Origin of the sequence: Streptomyces sp. NBC_01551, assembly GCF_026339935.1 — a bacterium.
Lineage (GTDB): Bacteria > Actinomycetota > Actinomycetes > Streptomycetales > Streptomycetaceae > Streptomyces.
This window is the reverse complement of sequence record NZ_JAPEPX010000001.1, coordinates 2,262,075-2,285,479: the sequence shown is the minus strand read 5'-3', so window position 1 is coordinate 2,285,479 and position 23,405 is coordinate 2,262,075. Positions and strand designations below refer to the sequence as shown.

The 23,405-nt window shown below is 70.5% G+C and carries 26 protein-coding genes, 1 tRNA gene, 2 pseudogenes and 1 riboswitch; of the genes and pseudogenes, 20 read left to right on the top strand and 9 right to left on the bottom strand.

Going from position 1 to position 23,405, the window contains the following annotated elements; translation table 11 throughout:
• Positions 1 to 62: 62 nt before the first annotated feature.
• The gene (locus OG982_RS10295) at positions 63 to 368 is read left to right on the top strand and encodes a hypothetical protein (RefSeq protein ID WP_266787904.1); all 306 of its coding nucleotides are present in this window, start codon (positions 63 to 65) and stop codon (positions 366 to 368) included.
• A 47-nt stretch (positions 369 to 415) separates the two neighbouring features.
• On the opposite strand, the gene OG982_RS10290 is transcribed toward OG982_RS10295, so the two are convergent.
• On the bottom strand, positions 416 to 1,015 hold the full coding sequence (locus OG982_RS10290) for a nicotinamidase (protein WP_266787905.1): 600 nt from the start codon (positions 1,013 to 1,015) through the stop codon (positions 416 to 418).
• Between the two features lie 115 nt (positions 1,016 to 1,130).
• Positions 1,131 to 2,459, bottom strand: coding sequence for a nicotinate phosphoribosyltransferase (locus OG982_RS10285; RefSeq protein WP_266787906.1), 1,329 nt, complete (start codon positions 2,457 to 2,459; stop codon positions 1,131 to 1,133).
• Positions 2,460 to 2,540: 81 nt separating this feature from the next.
• Here OG982_RS10285 and clpS point away from each other — a divergent pair, with 81 nt between their 5' ends.
• From clpS to OG982_RS10255, 7 genes are all read left to right on the top strand, one after another.
• Entirely contained in the window at positions 2,541 to 2,855 is a 315-nt protein-coding gene (gene clpS / locus OG982_RS10280; protein ID WP_008742609.1) for an ATP-dependent Clp protease adapter ClpS, read from the top strand.
• Entirely contained in the window at positions 2,855 to 3,457 is a 603-nt protein-coding gene (locus OG982_RS10275) for a DUF2017 domain-containing protein (protein ID WP_266787907.1), read from the top strand. Before clpS ends, OG982_RS10275 begins: the two co-directional genes overlap by 1 nt.
• 342 nt (positions 3,458 to 3,799) lie before the next feature.
• Positions 3,800 to 5,239: an amino acid permease gene (locus OG982_RS10270; protein ID WP_266787908.1), complete on the top strand. Its 1,440-nt coding sequence runs from the start codon at positions 3,800 to 3,802 to the stop codon at positions 5,237 to 5,239.
• 89 nt (positions 5,240 to 5,328) lie between these two features.
• On the top strand, positions 5,329 to 5,751 hold the full coding sequence (locus tag OG982_RS10265; protein ID WP_266948372.1) for a M67 family metallopeptidase: 423 nt from the start codon (positions 5,329 to 5,331) through the stop codon (positions 5,749 to 5,751).
• 77 nt (positions 5,752 to 5,828) lie between these two features.
• Positions 5,829 to 5,939, top strand: a complete 111-nt coding sequence (locus OG982_RS30970) for a putative leader peptide (protein WP_008742605.1) — start codon at positions 5,829 to 5,831, stop codon at positions 5,937 to 5,939.
• A 77-nt stretch (positions 5,940 to 6,016) separates the two neighbouring features.
• Positions 6,017 to 6,295: a MoaD/ThiS family protein gene (locus OG982_RS10260; protein WP_266787910.1), complete on the top strand. Its 279-nt coding sequence runs from the start codon at positions 6,017 to 6,019 to the stop codon at positions 6,293 to 6,295.
• Positions 6,295 to 7,245 carry a PLP-dependent cysteine synthase family protein gene (locus OG982_RS10255; RefSeq protein ID WP_266787911.1) on the top strand — a complete coding sequence of 317 codons (951 nt, stop codon included), beginning with the start codon at positions 6,295 to 6,297 and terminating at the stop codon, positions 7,243 to 7,245. The genes OG982_RS10260 and OG982_RS10255 overlap by 1 nt, the downstream gene beginning before the upstream one ends.
• A gap of 82 nt (positions 7,246 to 7,327) precedes the next feature.
• Here the strand turns inward: OG982_RS10255 and OG982_RS10250 are convergent, their stop codons facing one another.
• Both OG982_RS10250 and OG982_RS10245 read right to left on the bottom strand, forming a co-directional pair.
• On the bottom strand, positions 7,328 to 7,684 hold the full coding sequence (locus OG982_RS10250; RefSeq protein WP_266787912.1) for a DUF488 domain-containing protein: 357 nt from the start codon (positions 7,682 to 7,684) through the stop codon (positions 7,328 to 7,330).
• Positions 7,681 to 8,112 carry a hypothetical protein gene (locus OG982_RS10245; protein ID WP_266948370.1) on the bottom strand — a complete coding sequence of 144 codons (432 nt, stop codon included), beginning with the start codon at positions 8,110 to 8,112 and terminating at the stop codon, positions 7,681 to 7,683. The genes OG982_RS10250 and OG982_RS10245 overlap by 4 nt, the downstream gene beginning before the upstream one ends.
• A gap of 206 nt (positions 8,113 to 8,318) precedes the next feature.
• On the opposite strand from OG982_RS10245, the gene OG982_RS10240 reads away from it, so the two are divergent.
• Positions 8,319 to 9,071 (top strand): MBL fold metallo-hydrolase, encoded by a 753-nt coding sequence (locus OG982_RS10240; protein WP_266787914.1) that lies wholly within the window; start codon positions 8,319 to 8,321, stop codon positions 9,069 to 9,071.
• 85 nt (positions 9,072 to 9,156) lie between these two features.
• Here OG982_RS10240 and OG982_RS10235 read toward each other — a convergent pair whose 3' ends face one another.
• Positions 9,157 to 10,431 carry a PTS transporter subunit EIIC gene (locus OG982_RS10235; protein ID WP_266787915.1) on the bottom strand — a complete coding sequence of 425 codons (1,275 nt, stop codon included), beginning with the start codon at positions 10,429 to 10,431 and terminating at the stop codon, positions 9,157 to 9,159.
• A 291-nt stretch (positions 10,432 to 10,722) separates the two neighbouring features.
• On the bottom strand, positions 10,723 to 12,024 hold the full coding sequence (locus tag OG982_RS10230; protein ID WP_266787916.1) for a PTS transporter subunit EIIC: 1,302 nt from the start codon (positions 12,022 to 12,024) through the stop codon (positions 10,723 to 10,725).
• A 269-nt stretch (positions 12,025 to 12,293) separates the two neighbouring features.
• Here OG982_RS10230 and OG982_RS10225 point away from each other — a divergent pair.
• The 4 genes and pseudogenes from OG982_RS10225 to rdgB form a co-directional block, all read left to right on the top strand.
• Positions 12,294 to 12,533, top strand: a pseudogene (locus tag OG982_RS10225) (glucose PTS transporter subunit EIIB); the annotation flags it as partial.
• A 97-nt stretch (positions 12,534 to 12,630) separates the two neighbouring features.
• Positions 12,631 to 13,374, top strand: a complete 744-nt coding sequence (rph, locus tag OG982_RS10220) for a ribonuclease PH (protein WP_266787918.1) — start codon at positions 12,631 to 12,633, stop codon at positions 13,372 to 13,374.
• Positions 13,375 to 13,535: 161 nt separating this feature from the next.
• On the top strand, positions 13,536 to 13,916 hold the full coding sequence (locus OG982_RS10215; protein WP_266787919.1) for a hypothetical protein: 381 nt from the start codon (positions 13,536 to 13,538) through the stop codon (positions 13,914 to 13,916).
• Between the two features lie 88 nt (positions 13,917 to 14,004).
• Entirely contained in the window at positions 14,005 to 14,613 is a 609-nt protein-coding gene (rdgB, locus tag OG982_RS10210; RefSeq protein ID WP_266787920.1) for an RdgB/HAM1 family non-canonical purine NTP pyrophosphatase, read from the top strand.
• A gap of 58 nt (positions 14,614 to 14,671) precedes the next feature.
• On the opposite strand, the gene OG982_RS10205 is transcribed toward rdgB, so the two are convergent.
• Positions 14,672 to 14,755 (bottom strand) — tRNA-Leu (locus OG982_RS10205).
• Between the two features lie 196 nt (positions 14,756 to 14,951).
• Positions 14,952 to 15,419, bottom strand: coding sequence for a thioredoxin-dependent thiol peroxidase (bcp, locus tag OG982_RS10200; protein ID WP_266787921.1), 468 nt, complete (start codon positions 15,417 to 15,419; stop codon positions 14,952 to 14,954).
• A 118-nt stretch (positions 15,420 to 15,537) separates the two neighbouring features.
• On the opposite strand from bcp, the gene OG982_RS10195 reads away from it, so the two are divergent.
• The 3 genes from OG982_RS10195 (at position 15,538) to OG982_RS10185 (ending at position 16,729) form a co-directional block, all read left to right on the top strand.
• Positions 15,538 to 15,855, top strand: coding sequence for a DUF3618 domain-containing protein (locus tag OG982_RS10195; protein ID WP_266787922.1), 318 nt, complete (start codon positions 15,538 to 15,540; stop codon positions 15,853 to 15,855).
• A gap of 46 nt (positions 15,856 to 15,901) precedes the next feature.
• Positions 15,902 to 16,246 carry a co-chaperone GroES gene (locus OG982_RS10190; RefSeq protein ID WP_007264332.1) on the top strand — a complete coding sequence of 115 codons (345 nt, stop codon included), beginning with the start codon at positions 15,902 to 15,904 and terminating at the stop codon, positions 16,244 to 16,246.
• A gap of 53 nt (positions 16,247 to 16,299) precedes the next feature.
• A riboswitch (guanidine-III (ykkC-III) riboswitch) is annotated at positions 16,300 to 16,378 on the top strand.
• Positions 16,379 to 16,408: 30 nt separating this feature from the next.
• Positions 16,409 to 16,729 carry a multidrug efflux SMR transporter gene (locus OG982_RS10185; RefSeq protein WP_030158619.1) on the top strand — a complete coding sequence of 107 codons (321 nt, stop codon included), beginning with the start codon at positions 16,409 to 16,411 and terminating at the stop codon, positions 16,727 to 16,729.
• 47 nt (positions 16,730 to 16,776) lie between these two features.
• Here OG982_RS10185 and OG982_RS10180 read toward each other — a convergent pair whose 3' ends face one another.
• The gene (locus OG982_RS10180; protein ID WP_266948368.1) at positions 16,777 to 19,290 is read right to left on the bottom strand and encodes a transglycosylase domain-containing protein; all 2,514 of its coding nucleotides are present in this window, start codon (positions 19,288 to 19,290) and stop codon (positions 16,777 to 16,779) included.
• Positions 19,291 to 19,524: 234 nt separating this feature from the next.
• On the opposite strand from OG982_RS10180, the gene OG982_RS10175 reads away from it, so the two are divergent.
• The 4 genes and pseudogenes from OG982_RS10175 to OG982_RS10160 all read left to right on the top strand — a co-directional run.
• Complete coding sequence (locus OG982_RS10175) at positions 19,525 to 20,340, top strand: ABC-2 family transporter protein (RefSeq protein ID WP_266792062.1); 816 nt, start codon at positions 19,525 to 19,527, stop codon at positions 20,338 to 20,340.
• Positions 20,341 to 20,536: 196 nt separating this feature from the next.
• Positions 20,537 to 21,301, top strand: a complete 765-nt coding sequence (locus tag OG982_RS10170; RefSeq protein WP_266792063.1) for an ABC transporter permease — start codon at positions 20,537 to 20,539, stop codon at positions 21,299 to 21,301.
• A gap of 3 nt (positions 21,302 to 21,304) precedes the next feature.
• Positions 21,305 to 22,285: an ATP-binding cassette domain-containing protein gene (locus tag OG982_RS10165; protein ID WP_266787924.1), complete on the top strand. Its 981-nt coding sequence runs from the start codon at positions 21,305 to 21,307 to the stop codon at positions 22,283 to 22,285.
• A 283-nt stretch (positions 22,286 to 22,568) separates the two neighbouring features.
• Positions 22,569 to 23,204, top strand: a pseudogene (locus OG982_RS10160) (DUF1707 domain-containing protein); the annotation flags it as partial.
• Positions 23,205 to 23,405 lie beyond the last annotated feature (201 nt).

Genomic DNA, 23,405 nt, shown 5'->3' with positions numbered 1-23,405 from the left:
CGGCGGCCGATCGCGTTTAGATGCGGGTGCGAGTTGTCTTATTGACGGGGGAGCTGAAGATCATGCCCGGTGGAGGTTTCGTCAGATTGCCAGGCGGCAGCGTGGTGGTCGCGCTCACGCTGCCGAGGCCGTCCGGTGAGGGCGGAAATGTCCGCGTTCTCGTCCACGCCGCGAACCGCGCCCGCGCCCTGACCAGGCTGCGGAACCTCGGGATGCGGGCCGTCTACCTGCGCGGCAACGCCCAGCCTCCGACCCCGGACGAGGTCACGGCCGTCCTGCACCACCCGGACGGCCTCCTCTGGCGCGGAGCCCCCGATCACGCCCAGGAACTCTGGCACCCGATCCGGGCGCTCCTGAGGGGCGCGTAGGGGCCCGCGCGGGCCCGTCCCGCCAGCCGTTCCCGCCAGCCGTCCCGCTAGCCGCCGACGACCGGGGTGCCGGAGAGGTGGACCCCGGCCGTGCGGAGCTCCTCCAGGGCCCGCGCGGTGGTGTGCGGGGCCACGCCCGCGGTCAGGTCGAGCAGGACGTGCGTACGGAAGCCCGCGCGGACGGCGTCGAGGGCGGTCGCCCGGACGCAGTGGTCGGTGGCGATGCCGACGACGTCGACCTCGGTGACCTCGCGCCGGCGCAGCCAGTCGGCCAGGCCGAGGCCGTTCTCGTCCTGGCCCTCGAAGCCGCTGTACGCCGCCTCGTACGCGCCCTTGTCGAAGACGGCGGCGACGCTGCCGGAGGCGACGGCGGGGGCGAAGTTCGGGTGGAACCCGACGCCCTCGGTGCCGGCGACGCAGTGGACGGGCCAGGAGGTCTCGTAGTCCGGCTCGGTCGGCGGGTGCGCGAAGTGCGCGCCGGGGTCGATGTGGTGGTCGCGGGTGGCGACGACGTGCCGGTAGCCGGCGGTGGCCTGGCCGATGAGCTCGGTGACGGCGGCCGCGACGTCGGCTCCGCCGGTGACCGCGAGGCTGCCGCCTTCGCAGAAGTCGTTCTGTACGTCGACGACGATCAGTGCGCGGTGCATGTCGCGTGTCCTTAGGTTGATGTGTTTGCCGCTGCGCGGGGCTCTTCCCCCACCCCGCCCCTTCCCGAACCTGGGGCTCCGCCCCCGGCAGCGGCGCCGCAGGGGCTCGGGCCCGCTACACGTACTCGGTCGGGAGGACCGCCTCGCCGCGCGAGAGCTGGGTCGCGGACAGCGGAAGGGCCGCGCGGGCCTCGCGGTGCCGGTCGCGGGCCGCCTCCAGCGGCTCGCGGGCCACCACCTCGCCCGCCTTGACGAGCTGGATCAGCAGCTGCCGGTCCGCCAGCGGCGCCGGCACCGGCCCGGTGCCGATCACCTCGGCCTCGGCCACACCCTCCGCGTCCACCCGGCGCGCGGCCCACTTGCGCCCGCCGATCGACGTCTTGCCGCCCGAGGACTTCTTCGCCACCGGCACCAGCGCCGCCTTCGGGTCCGCCGAGGCCGCCCGCGCCACCAGCTTGTAGACCATCGAGCACGTCGGGTGCCCGCTGCCCGTCACCAGCTGCGTCCCGACCCCGTACGTGTCCACCGGGGCCGCCGCCAGCGAGGCGATGGCGTACTCGTCCAGGTCCGAGGTGACCACGATCTTCGTGCCCGTCGCCCCCAGCTCGTCCAGCTGCTGCCGCACCCGGTGCGCGACCAGCAGCAGGTCCCCGGAGTCGATCCGGACCGCGCCCAGCCCCGTCCCGGCGACCTCCACGGCCGTCCGTACCGCCTCCGCGACGTCGTAGGTGTCCACCAGCAGCGTGGTCCCCCCGCCCAGCGAGGCCACCTGCGCCTGGAACGCGTCCCGCTCGGTGTCGTGCAGCAGGGTGAACGCGTGCGCCGAGGTCCCGACCGTCGGGATCCCGTAGCGGAAGCCGGCCGCCAGGTCCGAGGTGGAGGTGAAGCCGCCCACGTACGCCGCCCGCGAGGCCGCGACCGCCGCGAGCTCGTGCGTCCGGCGCGCCCCCATCTCGATCAGCGGCCGGTCGCCGGCGGCCGAGGCCATCCGGGAGGCGGCCGCCGCGATCGCGGAGTCGTGGTTGAGGATCGACAGGATCACGGTCTCCAACAGCACGCACTCGGCGAAGCTGCCCTCGACCCGCAGGATCGGGGAGCCGGGGAAGTAGACCTCCCCCTCGGGGTAGCCCCAGATGTCGCCCGAGAAGCGGTACGAGGCCAGCCAGTCCAGGGTCCGCATGTCGACGACGGCCCGCTCGCGCAGGAACTCCAGCACCGCGCCGTCGAAGCGGAAGTTCTCGACCGCGTCCAGCACCCGGCCGGTGCCGCCGACGACGCCGTAGCGCCGTCCTTCCGGCAGCCTCCGGGTGAACACCTCGAAGACCGAACGGCGGTCGGCCGTGCCGCTGGCCAGGGCGGCCTGCAGCATCGTGAGCTCGTAATGGTCCGTGAAGAGCGCTGTCGACGGCACGTCCACCGGCAGGCCCAGGTCCGCAGGGTTCATGTCACGGATGCTAGCGCACATTTCGTCAGAGTGACGAGATGTCGGGACCCGTTTGTGCGACCGGCCCTTCGCAGTGGCAGCATGGGACAAGTGAGTGTTGCTCCCATTGAGATCGAACGCACCGAGTCGGCCGAAGAGACCTACGCGGTCCCCGAACCCGACGTCCCCTGGGTGACCCTGGTGCACAACGACCCGGTCAACCTCATGAGCTACGTGACGTACGTGTTCCAGGCGTACTTCGGCTATTCCAAGGACAAGGCGCACAAGCTGATGCTCGACGTGCACCACAAGGGGCGGGCGGTCGTGTCCAGCGGCACCCGCGAGGAAATGGAGCGCGACGTGCAGGCCATGCACGGCTACGGCCTGTGGGCGACGCTCTCGCAGGACCGCTTCTGATGGGCGGCACCTTCGAGTCCCTCAAGGGCGGCGGAGCCGCCATCGCGCTCGACGAGATCGAGATCTCGATCCTGCGCTCCCTGGCCGTGCAGCTGCTGGAGCTGATCGGCCCGGGCGAGCCCGAGCCGGCCGCCGACGCCGACCCGCTGGCCGTGCTCTTCGCCTCCGACGGCCCCACCGAGCCCCCGTCCGACCCGGCGCTGGCCCGGCTCTTCCCCGACGCGTACGGCGGTCCGGGCCCCGGTGACCAGGGTGTGGACCCCGAGGAGCTGGCCGCCCGGTCGGCCGAGTTCCGCCGGTACACCGAGAACGACCTGCGCACCCGCAAGCGGGAGGACGCGCTGGCCGTCGTCCACAGCCTCAACGGCCTCACCCCCGGGGGTGACGGCGCGGCGGTGCTGGAGCTGACCGGGGAGCAGGCGCTGCGCTGGCTCGGCGCGCTCAACGACCTCCGGCTGACCATCGCGGCCCGCCTCGACATCACGGAGGACGACGAGAGCGCGGTGCTGTTCCGGCTGCCGGACGATGATCCGCGCAAGCCGATGGTGATGGCGTACCTGTGGCTCGGTGGCCTTCAGGAGACGTTGATCGAAACCCTCTGAGAATCCACCGGGAAACCCCCGCGCACCCTCAGCGGTGCACCGTGTTCGCTCAGCGGACGCTCAAATCCGGATAACGATCAGATCACCGTCATGCGGTGATCTGATCCATTTCAGGGTCATTGTCCGTAATTTTTGGTGACCCGCGTCACTTTTCTCCTCCGCGTCCACCCATAAGCACGTGATAAATCTTCACGACTGCCGAAGGGACGCCACCCATGTCCCCCGGCCCGCTTGAACCGGCTGACCGCCGGCGTGCAACTCCATCCGTATCCGGGGGGATCGAGGACCCGATCCGCAGCCAGTCGAAGGCGCGGGTCGGCGTGGAGAAAGGCGCACCAAAACATGACCTCTGTGCAGGTCGAGCAGGACGGCAAGAAGCCCGGCGAGGGCACTGAGGGCGAGGGCGGCGAGGGTTACCACCGCGCGCTCGGCGCCCGCCAGATCCAGATGATCGCGATCGGCGGAGCCATCGGCACCGGCCTCTTCCTGGGGGCGGGCAAGGCCATCTCCAAGGCGGGCCCCAGCCTGATCCTGGCGTACGCCATCGCGGGCCTGGTCATCTTCTTCATCATGCGGGCCCTGGGCGAGCTGCTCATGTACCGCCCCGTGTCCGGGTCGTTCTCGGACTACGCCCGCGAGTTCCTCGGCCCCTTCTGGGGGTACGTGACCGGCTGGACGTACTGGCTCTTCTGGGTCGTCACCGGCATCACCGAGGTCACCGCGGCCGCGCAGTACATGTCGTACTGGACCCACGACAGCTTCCCGCAGTGGGCCTACGCGCTGATCTTCACCGTCATCCTCTACGGCGCCAACCTGATCTCCGTGAAGCTCTTCGGTGAGCTGGAGTTCTGGTTCTCCATGGTCAAGGTCACCGCCATCGTCGGCATGATCCTGATCTGCGCCGGCATCCTCACCATCGGCTTCTCCGACGCCGCCGACACGGCGACCGTGACGAACCTGTGGAGCGACGGCGGCTTCTTCCCCAAGGGCATCGGCGGCACGCTGATGACCCTGCAGATCGTGATGTTCGCGTTCCTCGCGGTCGAGCTGGTCGGCGTCACCGCCGGCGAGTCCAAGGACCCCGAGAAGACCCTGCCCAAGGCCATCAACACCGTGCCGTGGCGCATCGCCGTCTTCTACGTCGGCGCGCTCATCATGATCCTGTCGGTCGTCCCGTGGCACGAGTTCCAGCCCGGCGTCAGCCCGTTCGTCGCGGCCTTCGAGAAGATGGGCCTCGGCATCGGCGCCGCGATCGTCAACTTCGTCGTCCTGACGGCCGCCCTGTCCTCCTGCAACTCGGGCATGTACTCCACCGGCCGCATGCTGCGCGACCTCGCGCTCAACGGCCAGGGCCCGAAGTTCTTCACCAAGCTGACCAAGAGCGGCACCCCGCTCGTCGGCACCACGTTCTCCGCCGCGCTGATGCTCGTGGGCGTCTGGATCAACTACGTCGCCCCGGGCAAGGCGTTCGACTACGTCGTCTCCTTCGCCACCATCTCCGGCATGTGGGCCTGGATCATGATCCTGGTCTGCCAGATCCGCTACCGCGCCAAGGCCGACCGGGGCGAGCTGCCGCAGTCCGCGTTCCGCGCCCCGGGCGCCCCGTGGACGAGCTGGTTCGCGCTGCTCTTCATCGGCATGGTCATCGTGATGATGGGCGCCGACAAGGACTCCCGCGTCTCGCTCTACTGCGCCCCGCTGTGGGGTCTCATCCTCGGCGTCTCGTACCTGGTGATGAAGTCCCGCGACCCGCGAGGCAAGGCCTTCGCCAAGGCCTCCTAACCGGGTCCCGCCCAGGGTCCTGTCCAGCATCCGGGCCCTCCCGTACCGCTCCTCGGTACGGGAGGGCCCGTCTGCTTATCCTGTCGCTCATGCTGACCCTCACCCAGGCCCTGTACGACCAGATCGTCGAGCACGCCCGCAAGGACCACCCCGACGAGGCGTGCGGAGTCGTGGCCGGCCCGGCGGGCACCGACCGCCCGGAGCGGTTCGTCCCGATGCTCAACGCGGCACGCTCGCCCACGTTCTACGAGTTCGACTCGAAGGATCTGCTGAAGCTCTACCGGGAACTCGACGACCGGGACGAGGAGCCCGTCATCGTCTACCACTCCCACACCGCGACCGAGGCCTACCCCTCGCGCACGGACGTCACGTACGCGAACGAGCCCGGCGCGCACTACGTCCTCGTCTCCACGGCGGACCAGGACGGCCTCGGGGAGTTCCAGTTCCGCTCGTACCGGATCGTCGACGGCGTGATCACGGAGGAAGAAGTGCAGGTCGTAGCCGCCTACTGACCAGGATGTGAGCGCTTTCGGTCCAAGATGTGGGATCACACTCCAAACGGGGGACCGGGAATCGTTAACATGACCGCATGGTTTCCCACGACGTGAGCATCGAGACGCCCAGCAGCCTGCTGCTCGTGGCCCGGCTGCACGTCGACCTGTGCCGCCTCGCCAGCGCCATCTGTCCCGCTGCTGCCTGAGTACAGCCAGAGCCCACCTCGCGCGGGGGCCTTCACGCCGCGCGCCCTCAAGCCCCTTCACGACACTGGAGCCTGCCATGGCCATCGAGGTCCGCATCCCCACCATCCTCCGCACCTACACCGACGGCGAGAAGGCCGTCAACGGCGAGGGCGCCACGCTGGCCGAGCTGTTCGCCGACCTGGAGACCCGCCACAAGGGCATCGAGGAGCGCATCGTCGACGCCGGGCAGCTGCGCCGCTTCGTGAACGTCTACCTCAACGACGAGGACGTCCGCTTCCTCGACGGCATCTCCACCGCGCTCAAGGACGGCGACAACGTCACCATCCTCCCGGCCGTGGCCGGCGGATCGAAGTAATGCGCTACGACTCCCCGCTGGCCGCCGTCGGCAACACGCCGCTGGTCCGGCTGCCCCGGCTGTCGCCCTCCGCCGACGTGCGGATCTGGGCGAAGCTGGAGGACCGGAACCCGACCGGCTCGATCAAGGACCGCCCGGCGCTCCACATGGTCGAGCAGGCGGAGAAGGACGGCCGGCTGTACCCCGGCTGCACGATCCTGGAGCCCACCTCGGGCAACACCGGCATCTCGCTCGCGATGGCGGCGAAGCTCAAGGGCTACCGGATCGTCTGCGTCATGCCGGAGAACACCTCGCAGGAGCGCCGTGACCTCCTGCGGATGTGGGGAGCCGAGATCATCCCGTCGCCCGCCGCGGGCGGCTCGAACACGGCGGTGCGGGTCGCGAAGGAGCTGGCGGAGCAGAACCCCTCGTGGGTGATGCTCTACCAGTACGGCAACCCGGACAACGCGGGCGCGCACTACGCGACGACGGGTCCGGAGATCCTGGCGGACCTCCCGTCCGTCACCCACTTCGTCGCGGGCCTCGGCACCACGGGCACCTTGATGGGCGTCGGCCGCTACCTGCGCGAGCACGTGCCCGGCGTGAAGATCGTCGCGGCCGAACCGCGCTACGACGACCTGGTCTACGGGCTGCGCAACCTGGACGAGGGCTTCGTCCCGGAGCTGTACGACGCCTCCGTCCTCACCACCCGCTTCTCGGTGGGCTCGGCCGACGCGGTGACGCGCACGCGCGAACTCCTCCAGCAGGAGGGCATCTTCGCGGGCGTCTCCACCGGCGCGGCACTGCACGCGGCCATCGGTGTGGGCCGCAAGGCGGTCGCGGCGGGCGAGCCGGCGGACATCGTCTTCGTCGTGGCCGACGGCGGCTGGAAGTACCTCTCGACGGGCGTCTACACGGCGGCGACCACGGAAGAAGCCATCGAAGTCCTCCAGGGCCAACTCTGGGCCTAGCCCTAGCCCTGGCCCCACCCGCAACCCGGCCGCACCTCACACGCCGGCGAGGCCGAAGCGGCCCGCCGGCGGTCGAGGCGGGTCAGGGGCGCAGGAGGGAGGCCAGGACGGCGGCATGGCTGGATCCGGGGTCCTTGACCGCCGTCAGGAGGGTCAAGGAGGCCGATCGCGCCAGGGTGCGCAGGTGGGCCAGGGCCGCGGCGGCCTCCGGGGCGGCGAGTTCCGCCTCGTAGCGGGCGCGGAATTCCGCCTCGGAGAGCCCGCCCGCGTGGAACGCCTTGCGCAGTTCCGAGGACGGGGTCAGTTCCTTCGGCCATTCGTCCACCGCCGCGACCGCCTTCGCCAGGCCCCGCGGCCACAGCCGGTCGACCAGGACCCGCACGCCGTCCGCCCCGGGGTCGGGAGGGTCGTAGACGCGGCGCAGCCGGATCGTCGTCACGGTCTGCCCCCGCCCAGGCCCCTCGCCTCGTCCCACACCGCCGGGTCCAGTACCCCGAGCCTCTGCCGGAACTCCCACAGCGACACCTCCGCCGGCCGGTCCGCCTCCAGGAACGCCGCCCGCCCCCCTATCCCCGGGATCCCCGGGGACAGCGGGATCACCCCGGCGCGCCGGTCGTCGTACTTCCCGGTGATCCACGCGACCCGCGCCCGGTGGCCCCGTACCGACGCCACCGCCAGCACCAGGCACGGCCGCCCGTCCGCCACGCGCCACAGCTCACCCGACCGCGGCTGCGGCGGGGGACCGCTCCCGTGCGCCGCCGGCACCCGGCGCGGGGACGCCGGGGACCCCGGCCGGCGCCCCGCGACGATCACCACCAGCGTCACCGCGACCACCGCGGCGACCGCGGGCCACCAGGACGTGTCCATACTCCGACCGTAGCCGTGCCGCCACCGCCCGGCACGGCAGCGCGACGGCAACGTCCGTACCCCCCGTCGCTCCCCCGGGTGACACCACAGGTGATTCCCCCCACAACGGCCCGCCGCGGAGGAGCGACCAGAGGTTTCGCGCCTTACGCTCGACCCACGCACGGCCCGCATTCCGTCTCCGGACCGTCCACGGAGGTTCACGCTCCATGAAGCTCACCGTCGTCGGCTGTTCGGGGTCGTTCCCGTCCGCGGATTCGGCCTGTTCGAGCTACCTCGTCGAGGCCGACGGCTTCCGGCTGCTCCTCGACATGGGCAACGGCGCCCTCGGCGAGCTGCAGCGCCACATCGGTCTCTACGACCTCGACGCGATCTTCCTGAGCCATCTGCACGCCGATCACTGCATCGACATGTGCGCGTACTTCGTCGCCCGCTACTACCGCCACGAGGGCGGCCGCTGCGGCACCATCCCCGTCTACGGCCCCGAAGGCACCGAGAAGCGCCTGACCACGGCCTACGAGGACGTCCCCGACGAGCGCTCCATGAGCGAGGTCTTCGACTTCCGCACCCTGAAGTCCGGCACCTTCGAGATCGGCCCGTTCCAGGTCCGCACCGAGCGGGTCTCCCACCCCGTCGAGTCCTACGGCATCCGCGTCGAGCACGGCGGCCGTTCCCTCACGTACTCCGGGGACACGGGCACCTGCCCCGAGCTGGCGCAGCTCGCCGACGGCGCGGACCTCTTCCTCTGCGAGGCCTCCTTCACCCACGGCAAGGAGGACATCCCGGACCTCCACCTCAACGGGCGCGAGGCCGGCGAGTACGCCCGGGGCGGCCGCGTCGGCCGGCTGGTGCTCACCCACATCCCGCCGTGGACGGACGCCGAGCAGAACCTCGCCGACGCCCGCGCGCTCTACGACGGCCCGGTCGACCTCGCGTACCCCGGCGCCGTCTACGAGGTCTGAGCGACACCGCGACCGCCGAAGCCCCGCCCTTCCTTACGGAACGAGCGGGGCTTCGGCGTGCGTGCGACAGGGCGTCCGGCAGGGGCTACTTGGCCTCGGCCTTCGCCATCTCGGCCAGCTCCTCGTCGGACTCGCGGCCCGGCGTCGGGAGGTTGAACTTGGTGATCGCGAAGCGGAACACGAAGTAGTAGACCGCTCCGAAGACCAGGCCGATCGGGATGATCATCCAGGGGTTGGTCGCCTTGCTCCAGCCGAGGCCGAGGTCGATCAGACCCGCGGAGAAGGTGAAGCCCGCGTGGACCCCGAGAGCCCAGGTGACGGCCATGGAGATGGCGGTCAGGACGGCGTGGATCGCGTACAGCACCGGTGCGATGAACATGAACGAGAACTCGATGGGCTCGGTGACACCCGTGACGAACGAGGTGAGGGCGAGCGAGACCATCATGCCGGTGACGGCCTTGCGGCGCTCCGGGCGGGCGGTGTGCGCGATGGCCAGGGCGGCGGCCGGGAGGCCGAACATCATGATCGGGAAGAAGCCCGTCATGAACAGACCGGCGTCCGGGTCCCCGGCGAAGAAGCGGTTCAGGTCACCGTGGACGACCTCGCCGGCGGCGTTGGTGAAGTCACCGATCTGGAACCAGGCGACGGTGTTGACGAACTGGTGCATGCCGATCGGGATCAGCGCGCGGTTGATGACGCCGAAGAGGCCGGCGCCGGCGGCGCCCAGTCCGGTCATCCACTCGCCGAAGTTGGAGATGACCTCGCCGATCGGCTCCCACACCAGGCCGAAGAACACACCGGCGATGACGCCGACGAAGGCCATGATGATCGGGACGAGACGGCGGCCGTTGAAGAAGCCGAGCCAGTCCACCAGCTTGGTGCGGTGGTAGCGCTGCCACAGGACCGCGGCGAGCAGACCCATCACGATGCCGCCGAGGACGCCCGGGTTGTTGTACGTCGCGGCGACGTCGACACCCTTGTTCTCGGTGGTGTTGATGACGGCCTCGGTCACGGGGAACGCCGTGAGGACGTTCTTGTAGACGAGGAAGCCGACGAGCGCGGCGAGCGCCGTGGAGCCGTCGGCCTTCTTGGCGAAGCCGATCGCCACGCCTATGCAGAACAGCAGCGGCAGGTTCGCGAAGACGGCGTCACCGGCGGTGGCGAACACCGTGGCGACCTTGCCCCAGCCGAGGCCGTCCTTGCCGAAGACGTCGGGCTGGCCGAGGCGCAGCAGGATGCCGGCGGCCGGCAGGACGGCGATGGGCAGCTGGAGGCTGCGGCCGACCTTCTGCAGACCCTGGATCAGGCCGGAGCTCCACTTCTTGGCGGGCGGCGCGGCGGCGTCAGTAGCCGTACTCATAACTTCCTCCGGGGAGCAAGGCGCCGCCAAGGGGTGGAACCAAGAGGGACGGCGACGTCTCAAAAAAAGGGGGGACACGCCGCCGGGGGAAGCGGTCGTGGTCTACACCAATGCATGGTGTAGACCAGTTGTAACACGGTGAGGGTTAGATAAGGAACCTTCGATTTCCTGTGGCCTGGATCACATGTTCCGGGGTGTGCGAAAGGCCCCCGGATCGTGATCCGAGGGCCCTTGACGGGCGGGCCGGAGCCCTGTTGGGGAGCGGGCCGCGGCCCTGGTGGGGGAGCGGGCTCAGGCCTTGGTGTTCTCCGCCTCCATGACCGCGATCTCCTCGTCCGACTCCCGCCCCGGGGTCGGGATGTCGAACTTCGTGATCGCGAACCGGAACACGGCGTAGTAGACGACCGCGAAGCACAGCCCGATCGGGATGATCAGCCCCGGTTTCGTGGCCAGGCTCCAGTTGATGACGTAGTCGATCAGGCCCGCCGAGAAGCTGAAGCCGTCGTGGACGCCCAGCCCCCACGTCACCGCCATCGACACGCCCGTCAGCAGCGCGTGGATCGCGTACAGCGCGGGTGCCACGAAGAGGAACGAGTACTCCAGCGGCTCGGTGATCCCCGTGACGAACGAGGTCAGGGCCACCGAGAGCATCAGGCCCCCCACCTCCTTGCGCCGCGCCGGCTTCGCGCAGTGTGTGATGGCCAGCGCCGCCGCGGGCAGGGCGAACATCATGATCGGGAAGAAGCCGGACAGGAACATCCCGGCGTTCGGGTCGCCCGCCAGGAACATGTTGATGTCACCGTGCACCGTCTGTCCGTCGGGCTTGGTGTAACTGCCGAACTGGAACCACACCGGCACGTTCAGGAACTGGTGCAGGCCGATCACCAGCAGCGCGCGGTTCGCGACCCCGAAGATCCCCGCGCCCCACGAGCTCAGCCCCACCAGCCAGTCAGAGAAGCTCTCCAGCGCGTCGCCGACCGGCGGCCAGATCCACAGGCACAGCGCCGCGAACGCGATCGCGACGAACGACATGACGATCGGGACGAGTCGGCGCCCGTTGAAGAAGCCCAGCCAGTCCACCAGCTTCACCCGGTGGTAGCGCTGCCAGAACCAGGCCGCCAGCAGGCCCATGACGATGCCGCCGAACACCCCCGGGTTCTGGTACGTGAACCCGACGAAGGTGTCGCCCCGTGCCAGGCAGCCGCCCCCGATGTTCTTGCTCAGCGGGGGGCAGGGCTTGGGGAACGCGTGCAGTACGCCGCGGTAGACGAGGAAGCCCGCCACCGCCGCCAGCGCCGTCGAGCCGTCCGCCTTCTTCGCCATGCCGATCGCGACGCCGACGCAGAACAGGAGCGGCAGGCCGAGGTCGGAATCCAGCAGCGCGCCGCCCGCGCTCGCCATCACCTTGGCCACGTCCGTCCAGCCCAGGCCCTCCGACCCGAACACGTCCGGCTGGCCGAAGCGGGTCAGGATGCCGGCGGCGGGCAGCACCGCGATGGGCAGCTGGAGGCTGCGCCCCATCTTCTGCAGCCCTTGGAAGAGGCCGTTCCACCACTTCTGTCGGGGCACTGCTGCGGCGCTGCTCGCGCTCATCGGAGTCCTCCCTCGGGGGCCCGTTTTGGCGGTCGCGACTGTTGCGGCACACTGGTGTAGACCACTAGTGATGTGATCGCATGTCACCCGCCTGACGGGCAGGTTGCTGCTGATCGTCATCATTCGGCAGCTGCCGGGCACGCGCTCGCGTAGATGGGCCAACCGGGGCCAAGCGTGGGCTAACGTGACAAAGCGGACCGCGCCGGCAGGTCGCCGGCCGGACCGGCAGCCAACGGCCGCCGAGACTCGTTCTTCGGACACTCAGGGAGAAACACATGGCCACCAAGGCTGAGAAGATCGTCGCCGGGCTCGGCGGCATCGAGAACATCGAAGAGGTCGAGGGCTGCATCACCCGCCTGCGCACCGAGGTCATCGACCCGAGCAAGGTCGACGAGGTCGCGCTGAAGGCCGCCGGCGCCCACGGCGTCGTGAAGATGGGCACCGCGATCCAGGTCGTCATCGGCACCGACGCCGACCCGATCGCCGCCGACATCGAAGACATGATGTGAGCTGAGCCCACCGGCTCCCGCAGCACCACGAGGACCCCGTACCGGACGCACCCGGACGGGGTCCTCGCGCTCTCGCGCAGGGACTAGGCTCAAAGGCATGTCTCGCATCGACGGCCGTACGCCCGAACAGCTCCGCCCGGTCACCATCGAACGCGGATGGAGCAAGCACGCCGAGGGCTCCGTCCTCATCTCCTTCGGAGACACCAAGGTCTTCTGCACCGCCTCCTTCACCGAAGGCGTCCCGCGCTGGCGCAAGGGCAGCGGCGAAGGCTGGGTCACCTCCGAGTACTCGATGCTGCCCCGCTCCACCAACACCCGCGGCGACCGCGAGTCCGTCCGCGGCAAGATCGGCGGCCGCACCCACGAGATCTCCCGCCTCATCGGCCGCTCGCTGCGCGCCGTCATCGACTACAAGGCCCTCGGCGAGAACACCATCGTCCTGGACTGCGACGTCCTCCAGGCCGACGGCGGCACCCGCACCGCCGCCATCACCGGCGCCTACGTCGCCCTCGCCGACGCCGTCGCCTGGGGCCAGAAGAAGAAGCTGATCAAGGCCGGCCGCAAGCCGCTCACCGGCACCGTCGCCGCCGTCAGCGTCGGCATCGTCGACGGCGAGCCGCTCCTCGACCTCTGCTACGAGGAGGACGTGCGGGCCGAGACCGACATGAACGTCGTCTGCACCGGCGACGGCCGCTTCGTCGAGGTCCAGGGCACCGCCGAGGGCGAGCCCTTCGACCGCAAGGAGCTCAACGCCCTCCTCGACCTGGCCGCCGGCGGCTGCGCCGACCTCCAGGCCCTCCAGCTGGGCGCGCTCGACCTTGCAGGCCCCGTAGGGCCGTAGGGCCGCGGCCCCACGCGCTTCGGCGGCAACCGCCGGGCCCGCGGCGGCGTCATACGTAGACACGGGCGCGCGGTGGTCACTACCGTGCGCCCGTCCGTCCACGTCATCACGTCACCGCGTCACCACGCACGCACCCACACACGCCTCACTGGGGGATCCGCATGAAGCTCCGCATAGCCGCCGTCGCGGTGGCCGCCGTCCTGACCGTCCCCGCCCTCACGTCCTGCGACGCGATCTCGACGGCGATGGACTGCGCCAACACGGCGGTGGCCATCACGGACGGGGCCAACGACCTCCAGCAGGCCATCTCGCAGGCCGGCAACAGCCCGCAGGACGCGCAGAACGCCCTCAACCAGATCGACACGAACCTCAAGAAGATCGGCGACCAGACGGACAACGCCGATCTGCGCAAGGCGATCGACTCGATGAACACGGCCGTCAAGAACGTCCGTACGTCCCTGGAGAGCGGGACCTCCGCCCCCGACATCACGCCGGTCGCGGACGCGGCGTCGGAGATCTCGAAGGTCTGCACGCCGGGCTGAGGCCACGGCCACGGGCCACTGGCACAGGCCACGGCCACGGGCCACGGGCCGTACGGGGGCGCCGGGCGGCGGCCGGAATAATGGACGCATGACGACCAGCCGCCTGATCCTCGCCACCCGCAACGCGGGCAAAGTCTCCGAACTCCGCGCCATCCTGTCCGACGCCGGCCTGCCGCACGAGCTGGTCGGCGCGGACGCGTACCCGCAGATCCCGGACGTCAAGGAAACCGGCGTCACCTTCGCCGAGAACGCCCTCCTGAAGGCCCACGCCCTCGCCCAGGCCACCGGCCTGCCCGCGGTCGCCGACGACTCCGGCCTCTGCGTGGACGTCCTGAACGGCGCCCCCGGCATCTTCTCCGCCCGCTGGGCCGGCACCCACGGCGACGACAAGGCCAACCTGGACCTGCTCCTGGCCCAGCTCGGGGACATCGCCGACGAGAACCGCGGCGCCCACTTCGCCTGCGCCGCCGCGCTCGCCCTCCCGGACGGCACGGAGCGCGTGGTCGAGGGCCGCCTCCTCGGCACCCTCCGCCACACCCCGGCCGGCACCGGCGGCTTCGGCTACGACCCGATCCTCCAGCCCGCGGGCGACACCCGTACCTGCGCGGAACTCACCGCGGCGGAGAAGAACGCCATCTCCCACCGCGGCCAGGCCTTCCGCGCCCTGGTCCCCTTCATCCGCGCCCTGCTGGGCTGAGGCCCGGCTGCGCCGAAGGCCCCGTACGCGGTGATCGCGTGCGGGGCCTTCGATGAGGTGCGGTTGGGGGGACTCGAACCCCCACGGGTTTTACCCCACTGGGACCTAAACCCAGCGTGACTGCCAATTCCACCACAACCGCCTATCAACCGGCTCGATTCGGACACCGGTCGTGAGTGGCTGCGGTCAGTGTACGGCTGCCGGACGGGGAACGGCGAGGGACTTGGCCCGACTGCCGCGCCCCCAGGCGTCGGTGAGCGCACGAGGATTGGGGCGCCGACGAACGCAGCGGCCCGCACCGGTTGGGTGCGGGCCGCTGCGGGTGGCGGGTGCCGAGGTCAGATGCCCAGGTCCTTGATGATCTTGGCTACGTGGCCGGTGGCCTTCACGTTGTAGAGGGCGCGTTCGACCTTGCCCTCCTCGTCGACGATCACGGTGGAGCGGATGACCCCGGTGACCGTCTTGCCGTACAGCTTCTTCTCGCCGAAGGCGCCGTACGACGTCAGGACCTCCTTGGACGGGTCGCCGACCAGGGTGACCTTCAGGTGCTCCTGCTCCCGGAACTTCGCCAGCTTCTCCGGCTTGTCCGGGGAGACGCCGATGACGTCGTAACCCGCCTGGGCGAGTACGGCCAGGTTGTCCGTGAAGTCGCAGGCCTGCTTCGTGCAGCCGGGAGTCAGGGCGGCCGGGTAGAAGTACACGATGACCTTGCGGCCCTTGTGGTCGGCGAGCGAGACCTCGTTGCCGTCCGCGTCGGGCAGGGTGAAGGCAGGGGCGGTGTCGCCCGGCTGAAGTCGCTCACTCATGTCAGCAGTCTCCTCGGGAGGGGATCGGTACGGCACGAGACTAAGCTGACAGACTGTCCACAGGCGGATCACGCCCCCCAAGCGACCACTCGCACGACACGACGACGGAGGCAGCGCGGTGCCGGAAGCCAGGACCCCCGCACAGATCGAGGCGGACATCGTCCGCAGGCGCGAGCAGCTCGCCGAGACGCTCGACGAGATCGGCGTGCGCATGCATCCGAAGACGATCGTCGGGGACGCCAAGGCCAGGGTCGCCTCGACCGTCGACCACACCGCCGGGCGCGCGGTCGTCGCCGTGAACCGTCTCGTCAACGACGTGAAGGCCGGCCTGTGCAACGAGGACGGCACCCCGCGTCCGGAGCGCATCGTGCCGGTGGCGCTGCTCGCCGTCGGCGTGGTCGGCCTGCTGGTCGTGTCGGCGCGCCGCAAGCACTGACGACCCTGCGGGGTCCGGGGCGGGCGCGGGCGGGTAGGTTCGAGGGGTGAGCGAGAACACCACCACCCACGACAAGCTGCCCATCCGCATGCTGCACGACCGCGTGCTCGTGAAGTCCGACACCCCGGAGGGCGAACGCCGCTCGGGCGGCGGGATCCTGATCCCGGCGACGGCCGCGGTGGGCAAGCGGCTGGCCTGGGCCGAGGTGGTCGCGGTCGGGCAGAACGTACGGAGCGTGGAGCCGGGCGACCGGGTGCTGTACGACCCCGAGGACCGGGCCGAGGTCGAGGTGCGCGGGGCGACGTACGTGCTGATGCGCGAGCGGGACCTGCACGCCGTGGCCGCCGAGCGGCTGGAGGGGTCGAAGGACTCCACCGGGCTCTACCTGTGACCACCCTGCTCCCCCTGTGATCCAGGGCCGGTGACCGAGGTCACCGGCCCTTTTCGTGCCCCTTTGCTACGGTGGAGGGGACCCCCGACGAGACGCGCCGTACCGGGTAGCTGGCTGAAAAGACGACGCACCCCGTTCGCTCTCGTTCCGGAGGTGCCTGTCATGGCCTGGGTTCTGCTTCTCGTCGCCGGTCTGCTCGAGGTCGGCTGGTCGATCGGCATGAAATTCACCGAGGGCTTCACCCGTCTCTGGCCCAGTGTGTTCACGGGCGCCGGCATCGTCGCGAGCATGGTGCTGCTGTCGTACGCCGCGAAGACCCTGCCCATCGGTACGGCGTACGGGGTCTGGGTGGGCATCGGGGCGGCCGGGGCGGCGGTGCTCGGCATGGCGGTGCTGGGGGAACCCGTCACCGCCGCCCGGATCTTCTTCATCTGTCTGCTGCTGGTCGCCGTGGTGGGGCTCAAGGCGACTTCCGGTCACTGACCCGTCTTCCGGGCCCCGTCATTGCGGGCCCCGTCATTCCGGGCCCGTCATTCCAGGAAGTCGGGGCCCGGGCGCCGGCCGGCCGTGGTGCCGCCTTGTGCGAAGCCCTGGGTGCCGGCGGTGCTCGTGCCGGCGTCCGCGCCCTGGGTCGCGCCCCGGTCGGCGCCCTGGGAGGCGCCGCCGTCATTGCCTTGACTGGCGCCGCCGTTGTCCTGGCCGCCTTGGTCCTGCCCTTGGCTTTGCCCCTGACTCTGACCTTGGGTTTGGCCCTGGTTCTGGCCCTGGTTCTGGCCTTGGCTCTGGCCTTGGTTCTGACCCCCCTGCGACTGGCCGCCGTTGTTCCGGCCGCCGTTGTCCTGGCCCCCTTGGTTCTGCCCGCCCGTCGGCGGTGACGGACGTACCGGCGGCCTCGGGCTCTCCTCCTCGCCCGGCGACTGCTCCGGGGTGCTCGGCGGCTGCGGCGGGGGTGGCGACACGGCCGCGCCCGGCTGGAGGTCGAGGTCGAAGTCCAAGGGGTCGGAGGCCTCCAGGGCCGTCTTCGTGTACGCCGCCCAGATCCGGGCCGGGTAGCCGCCGCCACCGATCCTGGCCTCGCCCAGCGCCCCGTAGAGGGACTCCAGGGTGCCGGTGTCCGGGTCCTGACCCATCATCGACACCACCGTGACCAGGTCCGGCGTGTACCCCGCGAACCAGGCCGAGCGGTCCAGCTCGGCGGTGCCGGTCTTGCCGGCGGCCGGGTGCCCGGCGGCGAGCGCGGCCGTACCCGTGCCGTTGTCGACGACGCTGATCAGCATGGAGGTGGTGGTGTCGGCGGCCTCGCGGGAGACGACCTGGCGCGGGGTGCGGTCGGGCAGTTCGACCGTCTCCCCCTCCTTGGTGATCTTCTCCAGGAAGGTGTACGGGGTGTAGCGGCCGTGGTCGGCGAGCGTCGCGTAGGCCTGGGTCATGTCGAGGACGCTGGCCTGCATGGTGCCGAGAGCCATGGCGGGGCCCGACACGAAGTTCGGGGTGTTCTCGGGGATGCCGAGGGAGATGGCGGTCTTCTTGACCTTGGCCGTGCCGACGTCGACCACCATCTGCGCGTACACAGCGTTGACGGAGAGGTCGGTGGCGGTGTTGTCGGTGATGTCGCCGTACGAGACCTGCCCCTCGTTCTCGGGGCTGAAGGGGATCGTACTGCCGACCACCGGGCGCTTGTTGTCGCCGTTGTAGAGGGTGTTCGGGGTGATCCGGCGGCCGTCCTGGGTGCGGGAGTCGTTCTCGACGGCGGAGGTGAAGACGAACGGCTTGAAGGTGGAGGCCACCTGGTAGTCGTGCCGGGTGGCGTTGTTGACGTACTGCTTGGTGTAGTCGATGCCCCCGTACATGGCGACGACCTTGCCGGTGGCCGGGTCGATGGAGACCCCGCCGGCGCGCACGAGACGGTCCGCCTTGCGCGTCACCGGGTCGAGTTTGCTGACCATCTCCTCGTCGACGGCGTCCACGAAGGCGTTCTGGCGGCGCTTGTCGATGGTGGTGGTGATGCGGTGGCCGCCCTCGGCGAGGGTGGCGTCGTCGAGGATCTTCCGGTCGAGGATGTAGTCCTTGATGGCCTCGACGAGGTAACCGCGCTGCCCCGACAGACCGGCGGCCGGGCGGATCTTCCCGGGCTCGGGGAACCGGGTGGCCGCCCGGTCGGAGGGGGTCATCCAGCCCTTCTTGACCATGCCGTCGAGTACGTAGTTCCAGCGGGCCACCGCGCGGGCGCGGCTCTGGGGGTGGGCCACGACGTCGAACGCGCTGGGGGAGTTGAGGAGGGTGGCGAGGTACGCGCCCTCGGCGGTGGTGAGTTTGGCGGAGTCCTTGCCGTAGTAGGCCTGGGCGGCGGCCTGGATGCCGTAGGCGTTGCGGCCGAAGTAGCTGGTGTTCAGGTAGCCCTCCAGGATGTAGTCCTTGGACTCCTCGCGGCCGAGCTTGATCGCGATGAAGAACTCCTTGACCTTCCGGCTGACGGTCTGTTCCTGGCCCAGGTAGTAGTTCTTGACGTACTGCTGGGTGATGGTCGAGCCGGACTGTTTCCCCTTGCCCATCAGGGTGTTCCAGGCGGCGCGGAGCATCGCCTTGGGGTCCACCGCCCGTTCGGAGTAGAAGTCCCGGTCCTCCGCCGCCAGTACGGTCTCCTGGACGGTCCGGGGGATCTGGGAGAGCGGCACGTTGACGCGGTTGACCTCGCCGTCGCGGGCGAGCTGGGAACCGTCGGAGTAGAGGTAGACGTTGGACTGCGCGATCGCGGCGGAGTTGGCGGGCGGGATGTCGACCAGCAGGTAGCCGGCGACGAGGGCGCCGCCGAGGAGCAGCGCGAAGAGCAGCAGGCAGCCGACGACCAGGCGCCAACCGGGAACGAAGCGGCGCCAGCCGGTGCGCCTCCGCCTCGCGTTGGGGGCTTCGGGCGTGGCGGGGGTCTGGGTTCGGGCGGCCGGGCCGGCCTCTGCGGACCGGTCGCCCTCGGGGCGGTTCGGCGGTTCGTCGGGGGTGTCCGGATCACGAGGGGTCCAGCCCGGTGGTGGTGACTGGTCGCTCATCTCCGGAACTCCTCGGCGCCGTGCGAAATATCCACTTCCGTACCTCATGGTGTCTACCCGATGCCGGGTGATTCCGCCCCGGACGGGCGTAAATCGTTCGCGTGGCTCGCCCCTCCGCACTAAGCTCGCGCGCTTTGGCCGACGTAGGAACGACGTGGGAAACGGAGGGATACGGTGCGTCAGAGAGTGCGTCAGGAACTCCGTCAGGAACTCCGTCAGAGCGCGCGGCAGAGCGTGCATCAGAGAGCTGTTCTCTACACGGCGGTGGCGGCCGGGGGATTCCGCCGGTACGCCACCTACGGGACGGCGACCGCGGCCGGTGTGTTCACCAACACCGTGTTCGGATTCATCGTCGCGTACACGTACATCGCGCTGTGGGACGAGCGGCCCGGGCTGGGCGGCTACGACCAGGCGCAGGCCCTCACGTTCGTGTGGGTCAGCCAGTCTCTGCTGGCCGCCGGATCGCTCCTCGGGGGCGGCTTCCAGGAGGAGATGCAGGAGCGGATCCGGACCGGGGACATCGCCGTCGACCTGTACCGGCCGGCCGACCTCCAGGCGTGGTGGCTCGCCGCCGATCTGGGCCGGGCCGGGTTCCAGCTGCTGGGCCGCGGGGTGGTGCCGCTGCTGGTGGGCGCGCTGGCGTTCCCGCTGGCGCTGCCGGTGGATCCGGTGCGCTGGCTGCTGTTCCTGGTGTCCGTCGGGCTCGCGTTGGTGGTGAGCTTCGCGGTGCGCTACCTGGTGGGGCTGTCCGCGTTCTGGCTGATGGACGGGACGGGGGTCAACATGATGGCCACCGTCGTCACCGTCTTCTTCTCCGGGATGCTGCTGCCGCTGACCGTTTTCCCGGGCGGATTCGGGGAGTTCGTCCGGACGCTGCCGTGGGCGGCGATGCTCCAGGTCCCGCTGGACGTGCTGATGGGCGAGCACGCGGGGGCCGGGGGTGCGGCGGGGGCACTGGGGTTCCAGGCCGGCTGGGCGCTCGTACTGCTGGGGCTGGGGCGGCTGATGCAGTCGGCGGCGACGCGGAAGGTGGTGGTCCAGGGTGGCTGAGGCGGTGGCGGAGGCAGGGGCGGGGGCGGCGGATTCGGGTCCCGGTCCTGATTCGGGTCCCGGTTCTGGTTCCGATCCCGGTCCAGGTGCCGGTTCTGGTTCCGGTTCCGGTGGTCGGCGGGTCGCGGGCCGGCTGGAGGTGCCCCGGCGCAATCGGGCCCTGGAGGGAGTGCGCGGCTACGGGTTGATCGTGGCGATGTGGATCCGGTCGACGATGACGTACCGGACGTCCTTCTTCCTGGCGCTGTTCGGGAACGCGACGATCCAACTCCTGGACTTCGTCGCGATCTACATCATGTTCTCGCACGTGGACTCCCTGGGCGGTTTCTCGCTGCCCGAGATCGCCCTGCTGTACGGGTCCTGTTCGGCCTCGCTGGGCCTGGCCGACCTGCTGCTCGGCAACACCGACCGGGTCGGCGCGCGCGTCCGCGACGGCTCGCTCGACACGATGCTGGTGCGCCCCGTCCCGGTGCTCGCACAGGTCGCGGCGGACCGGTTCGCGCTGCGCCGGCTGGGGCGGATCGTGCAGGGGCTCGCGGTGCTGGGGTGGGCGCTTGCGGTGCTGGATGTGGAGTGGACGCCCGGGAAGGCACTGCTGGTGCCCGTGATGATCGTGGCGGGGGCGGCGATCTTCGCGGCGGTGATGGTGGCGGGGGCGGCTTTCCAGTTCGTCGCCGGGGACGCGGCGGAGGTGCAGAACTCCTTCACGTACGGGGGGAACGCGATGCTCCAGTACCCGCCGACGGTGTTCGGGAAGGAACTGCTGCGCGGGGTGACCTTCATCGTGCCGCTGGCCTTCGTCAACTGGCTGCCCGCACTGCACGTGCTCGGGCGGCCCGATCCGCTGGGGCTGCCGGGGTGGGTGGGGTACCTGAGCCCGCTCGTGGCGTTCGTGGCGTTCCTGCCCGCGTCGCTGGCGTGGCGCGCGGGAGTTCGTTCGTACCGGAGCACGGGGAGCTGAGTGGTGGGCGTGAACACGGGTGACGTGCTGATCTCGTTGGACGGGGTCGAGAAGGTCTTCGACGTACGGCGTCGGGTGAGCCTGATGAGGCGGGAGAAACGCCAGGTCAGGGCGGTGGACGGGATCAGTTTCGAGGTCGCGCGGGGCGAGGTGGTCGGTTACATCGGGCCCAACGGCGCCGGGAAGTCGACCACGATCAAGATGCTGACCGGGATCCTGACCCCGAGCGGCGGCCGGCTGCGCGTCGCGGGCATCGACCCGGCGCGGGAGCGGATGCGGCTGGCGCACCGGATCGGGGTGGTGTTCGGGCAGCGCACGACCCTGTGGTGGGACCTGCCGCTGAAGGACTCGTACGGGCTGATGCGGCGGATGTACCGGATCCCGCAGGCGCGGTTCCGGGAGAACCTGGACCGCTGCGTGGACCGGCTGGACCTGGCCGAGCTGCTCGACGTACCGGTGCGGCAGCTGTCGCTGGGGCAGCGGATGCGCGGGGACATCGCGGCGGCGCTGCTGCACGATCCGGACGTGCTGTACCTGGACGAGCCGACGATCGGGCTCGATGTGGTGAGCAAGGCCAAGGTACGGGGATTCCTGCGGCAGTTGAACGAGGAGCTCGGCACGACGGTGCTGCTGACGACGCACGACCTCCAGGACATCGAGCAGCTGTGCGAGCGGGTGATGGTGATCGACCACGGGCGCCTGATGTACGACGGGCCGCTGGCCGGACTGCACTCGGCTGGCTCGGTGGCCGACAGCGAGCGGACGCTGGTGGTGGACCTGGAGCGGGAGCTGCCGGCGATCAGCGTGCCGGGGGCGCGGGTGGTGAAGGTGGACGGGCCGCGGCAGTGGCTGGCGTTCCCGGCGGGGGCGTCGGCGGCGCCCCTGGTGGCGGCGGTGGCGGCGGACTACCCGCTGGTGGACCTGTCGGTGCGGGAGCCGGACATCGAGGACGTGATCGCGCGGATGTACGCGGGGCGGGGGTGAGGGAGAAATCAGGGGTCGGTCCGGGGTCCGGCTCGGGGTAGAGGCGTACTCCTGCGCGGTATGACTGCATAGGGTGGTCCACATGAGTGACGAGCGGACGCAGAAGCCGTTGCCGGAAGAGCAGTTGTCGCGGGAGACGGCGTCGCCGGAGAAGGCGACGTCGCCGGAGAAGGCGACGTCGTTGGAGAAGGCGACGTCGTTGGAGAAGGCACCGCCGTCGCCGTCCGGTCCCGGGGTCCCCTCTCCCGAGGCCTCCTCTCCCGGGGTCTCCTCGGCACCGGCGCTGCGCGCGTCGGACGCGGACCGGGAGCGGGTGGTGGAGCGGCTGCGCGATGCCGTCGCCGAGGGCCGCCTCGACATGGAGGAGTTCCAGGAGCGGCTGGAGGCGGCGTACGCCTCGCGTACGTACGCCGAGCTCGAACCGCTGACCCGCGACCTGCCGGCCCCCGGCGCCACGGGGCTCCCGGCCGGCGCGCCGGCCACGGACCACGGGTCCGCCTCCTGGCCCGAGCGGATCGGCGGCGCGGGGACCTCGTCCACGGCCGTGGCGGTCATGTCGGGGTTCCAGCGCAAGGGCCAGTGGACGGTGCCAGGGCGCTTCAACGCGGTCGCCTTCTGGGGCGGCGGGGAACTCGACCTGCGCGAGGCGAGCTTCTCGCAGCGCGAGGTGGTGATCAACTGCTTCGCGGTGATGGGCGGCATCCAGATCACGGTGCCGCCGGGCGTGGAGGTCGACGTCCGCGGCATCGGCGTCATGGGCGCCTTCGACCAACGCGGCACCCCGGGCCCCCTCCAGCCGGGCGCCCCGCGCGTGGTGGTCACGGGCCTCGCCTTCTGGGGCGGCGTGGAGATCAAGATCAAGCCCCCGAAGCCCCCGAAGCCCCAACGCACCACCGACCGCCGCCCCCGCAAGGAACTCTGACGGGGCGGCACCCGCGCGCGGTCCGGGCCCCGGGCCGGCCCGGGGCCCGGACCGCGCGGGCTGTGCCCAGGGTGGCTGTGCCTGACGCGGGCCGTGGGCCACCGTCCAGCGGTCGCTGCGGCTGCGGTACTCCTGCCGACCGACCGGCCGTAGGACCGTGCCCAGGGAGGCCCGGGTGCCCAGGGAGCCAGGGAGGCC